General features: G+C 44.5%; 6 protein-coding genes. 1 reads left to right on the plus strand and 5 read right to left on the minus strand.

Going from position 1 to position 6,874, the window contains the following annotated elements:
* Window positions 1–16 precede the first annotated feature (16 nt).
* Window positions 17–271 carry a YgjV family protein gene (locus tag AB4583_RS15570; RefSeq protein WP_017068159.1) on the plus strand — a complete coding sequence of 85 codons (255 nt, stop codon included), beginning with the start codon at window positions 17–19 and terminating at the stop codon, window positions 269–271.
* A 135-nt stretch (window positions 272–406) separates the two neighbouring features.
* Here AB4583_RS15570 and AB4583_RS15575 read toward each other — a convergent pair whose 3' ends face one another.
* From AB4583_RS15575 to AB4583_RS15595, 5 genes are all read right to left on the minus strand, one after another.
* Window positions 407–1,870, minus strand: a complete 1,464-nt coding sequence (locus tag AB4583_RS15575) for a diguanylate cyclase domain-containing protein (RefSeq protein ID WP_372118166.1) — start codon at window positions 1,868–1,870, stop codon at window positions 407–409.
* 294 nt (window positions 1,871–2,164) lie between these two features.
* A complete protein-coding gene (locus AB4583_RS15580) occupies window positions 2,165–5,332 on the minus strand; it encodes a chitinase C-terminal domain-containing protein (RefSeq protein ID WP_017072213.1) in 3,168 nt (1,055 codons plus the stop codon).
* Window positions 5,333–5,564: 232 nt separating this feature from the next.
* Window positions 5,565–6,029, minus strand: coding sequence for an acyltransferase (locus AB4583_RS15585; protein ID WP_372052159.1), 465 nt, complete (start codon window positions 6,027–6,029; stop codon window positions 5,565–5,567).
* Window positions 6,030–6,147: 118 nt separating this feature from the next.
* Window positions 6,148–6,297: a hypothetical protein gene (locus tag AB4583_RS15590; RefSeq protein ID WP_017067591.1), complete on the minus strand. Its 150-nt coding sequence runs from the start codon at window positions 6,295–6,297 to the stop codon at window positions 6,148–6,150.
* Between the two features lie 94 nt (window positions 6,298–6,391).
* Window positions 6,392–6,748: a hypothetical protein gene (locus AB4583_RS15595; protein ID WP_017062659.1), complete on the minus strand. Its 357-nt coding sequence runs from the start codon at window positions 6,746–6,748 to the stop codon at window positions 6,392–6,394.
* Window positions 6,749–6,874: the final 126 nt, after the last annotated feature.

Below are 6,874 nucleotides of genomic sequence, written 5' to 3' on the forward strand. Positions count from 1 at the left end.
TTAAGAGGGTCAAACAATGGAATTCAATATGGTTGAAATTTTAGGTTACGCTGCGTCTATTATGGTCGCAATTTCATTAACAATGAAAGATATCGTTCGTCTGCGTGTCCTTAACTTTATTGGCTGTGCACTCTTCACAGCATACGGCATCATGATTGACGCATGGCCAGTTGCAGCCACCAACGGTTTTATCGCTTGTGTAAACATCTACTTCCTTGCAAAAATGCAAAAGGAAAAAAAAACGGAAGCGATGAAAGCAGCGAAAGCTTAAATTAACGATTAGCCTTTCAAATAATTCTGAAAAAGCCCAAATAGAGCGATCTATTTGGGCTTTTTTGTGTTTGTCGTTCTCAAGAGCTCGATTTGTGTGAACAAAACTTTTCAATTCAATGAGGCTTTCAACCGATCACATGTAAGCAACGTGATATTCGTTCTCTCGATACGCTTGAGTGTTGTTACGTCCACTCTCTTTTGCTTGATAAAGCGCTTTGTCGGCTTTATCGATAGCGGTTTCAATGTCAGTCAGTGCTTGAGCATGGCAACAACCAGCGCTGATTGTTACTGGCGACACTAAGCCTTGAAGTTGCTCAACACATAACCGTAACGCCTCTGATAATTCGAATAACTCATGTTCATCACAATCAAACGTCACCAAAATAAACTCTTCACCGCCATAGCGTGCAATCAAACGACGACGGTTAACAAATCTCTTCAGTGATTTTGCGACCTCACAGATAACCCTATCGCCTTGAGCATGACCATATTGATCGTTCACCCGCTTGAAATGGTCAATATCCAGCAAAATGACACCGACATTTGTTAGCGGATAAGGCGACCTTTGAGTAATTTTCAGTTTTAGCTGTTCGATAAAACTCCGTCGACTAGGAAGCCCAGTAAGGTAATCGAGGCTCGCCACATCCAAGATTCTAAGATGACGATGCCGCAGGTAAAGCACCAACACGACAATAATGCTCAACAAACTTACAACCAACGTCATCAAACTTGCCAACAATAAGCTGTGGTTCTTGTTGAGCTCTTGTTCTAAGACACCAGCAGAAATAACCCAATTAAGATACGGATAAAACTTGTAGAAGATGTTTTTACTCGTCGTGCCATCTGCCGTAGAGATAGAGTAACTAAAGTGACCTTCAGGTTCATCGACGACTTTATCGATAAGCAACTCTGAAGAGTCATCAATCAAGGTTTTTAAGTGCTCGTGTTCAAAGTTAGGTTGAAGGACTAACGTGCCTTGTAAATCAACGATATATACATAGCCACTATCGCCATACGAGTACTTTCTCAATTTGTCTTTAAGTGCTTCGAGATCAACCAGGTACATCAGTTCATCTTTATAGGTGGTCGCCACCAATGTATTGCCACTCGGTAGCCTCACTGAATATGCGACCTTCGCACGCTTGCCAACTTCATGTGGATTGGCGTGCGAGTATTGGGTCATTCCAGACTGTAAGCTCAGTTGTTGTTGAATATGGGTTAAATGCGCGCGATTTTTCCCTTGTAAAAACGGGTGATATAGATGAATACCTTGTGGTGACATCAGGTAGATATAACCAGACTCTCCAATCACCAATTCGTTGGCAATTCGAATGACTTCTTCAACTTCTTGTTCTGGAGAGACACGCAGTGCGTGAGAGGCGACGGTATCAGTCACACCTTTTAGATAGGTTTTGATCGCTTCGTTGACTGTGGTGTCGACAATATCGTAACTCGCGTTCACAATCGTACGAAAAAACAGTTGGTTAGATTCCAACAATGACCTTTCAGTTCGATTAAATTGAAAGGCAGAAAGAATCATCGACACGACGGCGAGCGCAATTGAAAAATTAAGAATGTATTTACGTCTGACTTTCAAGATTACCCCGTAGATTTATAATTTCAGGTAACGCTGTGACTTCTCTTATATACAGACTGTTTTATATCATGTTTTTATTTTTTACTGAACGAGTGTCGATATTTTTAAGGGTTTCTATACGTAATCTGTGACTTATAACAAAAACGCCGAACTGGATTCAGTTCGGCTTTTTGATTTTACGTCTAGATTGATTACTTAATTGATACTAATTCCTGATAAATAGACTTAAAAGCATTTGTGTTTATTACCTATTACTACACTCTATTGTCTATAAATAGTTTGCTTAGCATTAAATTAAGAACAAACTTGAGTCCAGCTACCATCGCTACCCGGTTCAGAACTTGTCCACCAGTTTGCTTGGTAAACACTACCGTTGTGAACCACTTGGTCTCCTGTGTTTGCATGGCTTGGGTTACCTGCCCAATCTTTCTGAGGTAAGTCTGGGTAAACCGCTAAACCTGCCGTATCACATGTACCTGGATTGGTGCCACCATCGCCAGGGTTACCGCCACCTGAACTGATATCACCTAATGGTAGATCTGGCTGCTCGAAGCTAAACGCGTAATCAACGCCACCGACATTCACCGCGTAGTTAGCAGGGCCAGAAATTGGCAAGTAATACACCATGTCTAACTCATACACACCGCCAGCAGGAAGCTCTTCCCATGTCGGCAACGTAAACGCCACTCGGTGCATGGTTCCATCTAGTCCACCGATGTTATCCGCGCGAGTATGACCTGAAGCAATCACGGTCAAACCACCACCCGATTGATCTTTCGCGTTATCAGGTGCAGATACTGGGATATCGAATTGGAACTCAGTTCCACCCGGAAGAGCTTGCCCTGTGTTGTTCGTGAACGTGATCTTAGGGTTGATTGGGTAGTTTTGGTCACCGACTTTGAAGCCACCAACCGATACCGCGATATCTAGCGCTTCTGTTGGAATAGCACCCGTCGCTACTTTGTTTCCATATGGTGTTGCAGACTTAAACTTATCGTAGATAGCTTTCGTCATGGTGTTACCCATGTGGAACTCACCGTTACCGCTGTTACACGCTTGCTCAGTCGTATCGATAGAGCTTCGGTTGCCATTCGCATCGAGAACATAACAGTTATAATCCCCTGCTAGTTCCCAGAACATAATGCCGCCGATCTCTTTGTCGATAACGTAGTCCGCTTTCACGTCGATAGACTGTTTATCTTCTGTTGAAAGGAATACGCCCTTCTCTGCGTTCCACAACCAAGGGGCAACCGCCACACTGTCGTAGTTTCTCGTGTAAGTGCCCGTTAGAACATCTGAAGGATCATTCACAGGATCAAGCTTGTAAGCTTCAGCGTAAGAGCCCCAAATACCCTTCTCTAGGTTCTTCGCGTGCCACATAGGGTTAGAACCCGCGCCCATTTCGTTACCTTTTGGATCGGTATCGTGCCACATGTTGTCGATACCAATAGCGCCATGGCCACAGTTGTTTTTCTCGCCTTCACCCGTACCCGCTGAACATTCAGATTGGTTTGGCAGTGCTGCTCGGCCCCAAAGACCATTCTCACCACCCGTTACGCCTTGCCAACCACGAGTGTAGTAAGGCACACCGATGTTAATACGGCCTGCTGGCATAGAACCACGGAAGTAATGGTAAGCCCAATCCGTGTTCAGATAACCAATACCACCGTAAGCCGCCGTGTCGTATACGTTCCACTGCGCTAGCTCTGAATCTTTACCCGTATCAAACAAGGCTGCGTTATGACCTACGTGATCGTTCCACGCACCGTGAAGGTCGTAAGACATGATGTTTACGTAATCGAGGTACTTGGTTACATCGAATGTTTCCATACCGCGTAATAGGTAACCAGAAGAAGGCGCTGCGATCGTTAACATGTAGTGATTGCCATCTTGCGCAGACGCCGCATCGAGCTTCTCACGTAGCACTTTCATCAACACTTGGTACGACGCCCACAGGTATTGACGACGCGGCTCCATGAAGTCTTTGTCGTATGGGTTACCTGCGCCAGCCATAGAAGTTGGGTATTCGTAATCGATATCTAGACCATCGAACTGGTACTTACGCAGCATTTCGACCGCTGAAGTCGCGAATGTTTCGATACCTTGATGGTTGATAGAACCATCAGCATTGGTCGTCATGGTGTAGAAACCACCATCAGCCACGCGGCTGCCATCAGTCGCGAAGTGACCACCTGTTTCAGCCCAACCACCGATTGAGATTAACGTTTTCACGCCGTGTTTTTTCTTCGCTGTCGCTAATGCACCGAAGTGACCTTTGAAGCCTAATGCCGGATCAACTTCCACACCCGGCCACTCTTTACCAACCGCTGCGTTATTTGGATCGTTTACATCACCGACGTTTACTTTGCCATCTGAACCGATGCTCACGAAAGCGTAGTTAATGTGTGTGAGTTGTTCCCAAGGAATATCATTTACTAGGTAAGCAGCTTGTGGGTCATCCCCTGCACGCCAACTTGTGAAGTAACCAATGACACGACGGGGATGGTCTGCACCCATTTTCTCACGGCCTTCATCATCGTAAATTGTACAGTAAGGAACATCGACACCTTGAGTTTGATATAAGCCATCAGGGCGACATGTGCTCACTGTTGGAGCGCCGTTCACGGTCAAAGATGCCAACGCAGAATCTGCAGTCGCGCCTTGGTCGTCTGTTGCTTTCGCGTAAACCGCTAAAGAACCCGCTTGAGTTGTTGTGTAATCTAACGTGTAAGGGCTCGTTGCAGCAGTGCCCACAAGAGCACCCGCTACGTAGAAATCAACCTTATCAACCGTGCCATCGCTATCTGCTGCCGTTGCTGTCAGTGTGACTACACCACCAACATCAACAGATGTCACTGAAAGTGCAACTGAAACTGTCGGTGCTTCATTCCCTGGTTGTGCTGAATCAACAGAAACAGAAACCGCACTTGCAACACTTGCTGCGCCTTCATTATCCGTTGCAACAACAGAAACCTGATGATTACCCGACGTTGCAGCCCAAGTCGCTTCGAAAGGTGCCGCTGTGACTACCGCAACAGATGCGCCATCAACAAAGAACTCAACCGAAGCCACACTGCCATCAGAATCTAGTGCTGTTGCACTCAATACAACATTATCGCCTTCAGTAATCACGTCAGAAGCAGAGGGTGCCGTTAATGAAGCCGTTGGTACTTCATTTGGCGTACCGCCACCTCCGCCACCACTACACACATCAATCTTTTTCCATTGTGCATAGTCACCCTCAAATTGGCTCGGGTTGTTATTTTGATTCCAGTAATTCGCTGAGTACGCGCTGCCGTCATGTGAAACCTGATCACCACCGGTGTACACCGTGGCGGAATCCCACGCTTCTAACGTTGAACAATCCACAGCCGCGTAGCTGTTGAACGCCATTAAGCATGACGCGGTGAGAGTACTGAGTGTAAAAACCTTCTTGGCCACTCTTCCTTGGTTTAGGTGCATGTTAGCTGTCCCTTAAGTTATTGTTTCAAGATGCTTAATTTAAGTGTCATATTTCTCATTACTTAAATCTCTTCGCAAAACAACTGTAGGTAACAGTGCCAATTTAACACCTAAAATATTCGATATTTATAAAATGACTCGCATTAATTTGTTTATAGCATGCAATGAGTCGACACTTATTTTGCACGAACAACTAATATTAAATTTATTTCGGTACGCTAAAAAAATACGGTTACGGTAAACCTCTCAATTTCTTAGCAGGATTGCCTGCATAGATACCTTTCTCGGTGATGTCTTTTGTCACCACACTGCCCGCACCGATTACCACCCCTTCGCAAACACTGACAGACAACACTGTCGCATTAGAACCGATGGTAACGTTATTTGCGATAACAGTTCGCCCCCAACTGTCTGGGTTTGGATCTGGCTTGCCCTCTTTGAATAAGTCGTTGGCAAACATGACTCCGTGACCAACAAAGCAGTCACTTCCAATGGTCACATACTCACAGATAAAGGTGTGAGATTGAATCTTGCTTCTCGCACCTATCACGGTGTTCTTTTGAATCTCAACAAAGGGGCCAACGAACACATCATCTTTAAGCTCACAGCCATAAACGTTACTTGGCTCGATGATAGTGACATTCTCGCCACAGGTAATATCAGTAATCTGTGACTTTAATACTCTTGGACTTGCCATACTTCACTTCCTCTCGACATTAGCGTCACAATTCAACCTAAGAGATTGTGCCGTAAGCATTAAAGTGCAGCAAATAGATATGTTGAGAGTTGGCAATGGATCAGAAATTCTGCATAAATTAAAACAGTCCCACCAGCACAACTGACAACAGCACCCCACCGATAAAACTTGGGGCGTGGAATGGCTGAGCTTTAGATCTAACGTACTCTTTTTGAAGGTCTTCTTGGTAAGTTTTAACGGCGAGTTCTTTTATGTAGTTATTTTGCATAATAAGCTCCTTCTTAATCAGTAAGAGAAGCTTAAGACTTGAAGTTAGGTTGAGGTAAAGCAAAAAATCAGATTAATTGAACACTTTATTTTTGTTACTCGAGGATTACCCTGAACACATCGTTATTCACGCCGCCAACATCTACTAACTCTCCCGGTTTCATTAGAAGCGAGGTGTTAAGCTGTCGTGTTGAACGTGGCTCTTTTGTTTCTCGAATCACTAACATATCGACAAAATAGCCAGAGTCTTTCTTTGATATTGAGCCCGAAAACGTAACGCTTTCAACCCTATCGGCAAGGACTGAATTGAATGTTTTATCCTCTAAAACACCTGCGGCGATGGATGTATCACCATAAAATAGCGTGATGGTTGTTGGGTCGGGTACCAACTCTTGATTGGACGAACACCCTATTAGGGTAAGGCATAGCAGTAAAATGGCTCGAAATTGCATAAACTGGTTTTCTTTATTACGTTAAGCGTCTGTTTTTCATATTAAAACACTTCAACCTTATAAATACCATGTTTACGGGATAAGCTTAGGTGTGTCGCTTCGATGGGGCTTTGTTTCCTAAATCAG

It is taken from the genome of Vibrio sp. 10N.222.49.C12 (genome assembly GCF_041475025.1).
Lineage (GTDB): Bacteria > Pseudomonadota > Gammaproteobacteria > Enterobacterales > Vibrionaceae > Vibrio > Vibrio crassostreae_C.